Consider the following 1,866-nt stretch of genomic DNA (forward strand, 5'->3'; position numbering starts at 1 on the left):
GTCCTCCCCCCGCTGCCGGAGAACGCCCCGGAGAACCGGCTGACGCTCGCCCGTTGGCTGGTCGACCCGGATCACCCTCTGACCGCCCGCGTGACCGTCAATCGCATCTGGCAGCAGCATTTCGGCACGGGGTTGGTTCGCACCAGCGAAGACTTCGGCTTTCAAGGCGAGTGGCCCAGCCATCCCGAACTCCTCGATTGGCTCGCCGCGGAGTTCGTTCAGAGCGGTTGGAACGTGAAGGCGCTGCACCGCCGGATTGTGCTGTCCGCCGCATTCCGCCGATCCTCAGCGGTGACGCCGGAGCAACTGCTTGAAGACCCGGACAATCGCCTGCTGGCCCGCGGTCCGCGGTATCGGTTGGACGCCGAATCCATCCGCGACGCCGCGCTCGTCACGAGCGGACTGCTGGTCGAAACGATCGGCGGCCCCGGGGTGAAGCCGTATCAGCCCGAGGGGCTCTGGGAGGCGGTCGGCTACACCGATTCCAACACCGCCAAGTTCCGGCGAGACGACGGCGATGCGCTGCACCGTCGCAGCCTGTACACGTTCTGGAAACGCACCAGCCCCCCGCCCAGCCTTGCCACCTTCGACGCCCCCAGCCGCGAGGCCTGCGTCGTGCGGCGCTCGCGGACGAACACGCCGCTCCAAGCGCTGGCGTTGATGAACGACGTGCAATTCGTCGAAGCCTCCCGCCACCTCGCGGCCCGCATCCTGCGCGAGGGCGGACCGACGGATGCGGACCGCCTGACCTACGGCTTCCGCCTGACGGTCGGCCGCGCCCCGGAGGCGGACGAACTCGCCGTGTTGACGACCGTGCTGGCATCGCACCGAGCCGACTTCGCCGCCGATCCCGCCTCCGCGAAGCAGCTGTTGGGCGTGGGAGCGACGGACCGGAGCGATTCGCTCGACCCGACGGAGCACGCCGCCTTCACGCTGCTGGCCAGCCTACTAATGAACACGGACGCGTTCGTCACGAAGTAGACTAATTAGACTTTCCTGTCTCGCCTTGCCCATACGCTGCCCTCCCGTCCCGCGTCAATCGGATCCGCTGAGATGAACGTCGCCGATCGGACTGCCCTAAGCCCCGCCGCGGAGGCGGTCCGCAGTTCCCTGCTGGCCCTGCCGGCCGAGGACCGGGCTGCGGTGCTCGATGCCGTGGCGATGGTGGAGGGGACGGGCAGCGACCCGCCGTCGTCTCGGCCGGCGGCTGATTCCCCGCTGGGCCGTCGTCAGCGGGCCGAACTGGACCGCCGTTTGGCCGCCATGGACGCAGGCGAGGTCGAAACTTCGCCTTGGAGCGAGGTCTCGGAGCGAGCGCGGGGGATGATTCGTGTGTGGGAACGAGAACGCGCTGAAGGCAAGCCCTATACCCCATATCAGGTCGCGGGGCGGGAAGTTTCGCCGGGTGATTCGCTTGATGAGGCAGGAGAAGCGGGGACTTGAACGTACTTCGCACCCCGCTGGCCGAACTGGACTTCGCCACGGAATTGGGACGGCTGTTCGCCCTTTCCAGCGTTGGGCGAGCCTTGCAGTTCGACCGGGCCGTCGAGGCTGCAATTACCCGTGTCCTCGCCGACCCGGCCTCCTTCGCGACACACCACGCGGCTCCGCACTTGCGCCGCTGTCCGATCGGCGACGGGTTCGCGCACGATGTGCTATTTCGCACCGAAGGAAACGATCTTTTCATCACGGCGATTTGGCATCCTCATCGCGACCCGGCCGACCTCGCTCGCCGCTGACGCGGCATTCCTACCCTTCAAATTTCGTCATGAACGCCCACCCCGCCCGCGAACGCGACCTGCACCTCACCCGTCGGCGCTTCTTCGGTCGCTCCGCGGCCGGGATGGGCGCGGGGGTGGGGACGGC

Annotated in this window: 3 protein-coding genes; all 3 read left to right on the forward strand. The window is 67.8% G+C overall.

The window, feature by feature from the left end:
- On the forward strand, positions 1-981 hold a 981-nt coding region (locus LzC2_RS21290), incomplete at its 5' end, for a DUF1553 domain-containing protein (RefSeq protein ID WP_171190031.1).
- Between the two features lie 72 nt (positions 982-1,053).
- Positions 1,054-1,443: an addiction module protein gene (locus LzC2_RS21295; RefSeq protein WP_206678864.1), complete on the forward strand. Its 390-nt coding sequence runs from the start codon at positions 1,054-1,056 to the stop codon at positions 1,441-1,443.
- A complete protein-coding gene (locus tag LzC2_RS21300; protein WP_171190032.1) occupies positions 1,440-1,739 on the forward strand; it encodes a type II toxin-antitoxin system RelE/ParE family toxin in 300 nt (99 codons plus the stop codon). The genes LzC2_RS21295 and LzC2_RS21300 overlap by 4 nt, the downstream gene beginning before the upstream one ends.
- Positions 1,740-1,866: the final 127 nt, after the last annotated feature.

Origin of the sequence: Alienimonas chondri (assembly GCF_013036045.1) — a bacterium.
Lineage (GTDB): Bacteria > Planctomycetota > Planctomycetia > Planctomycetales > Planctomycetaceae > Alienimonas > Alienimonas chondri.

What these genes read in the sequence shown, in the direction of transcription:
- LzC2_RS21295 (WP_206678864.1), top strand. Translation starts at nt 1,054, where the DNA reads ATGAACGTCGCCGATCGGACTGCCCTAAGCCCCGCCGCGGAGGCGGTC.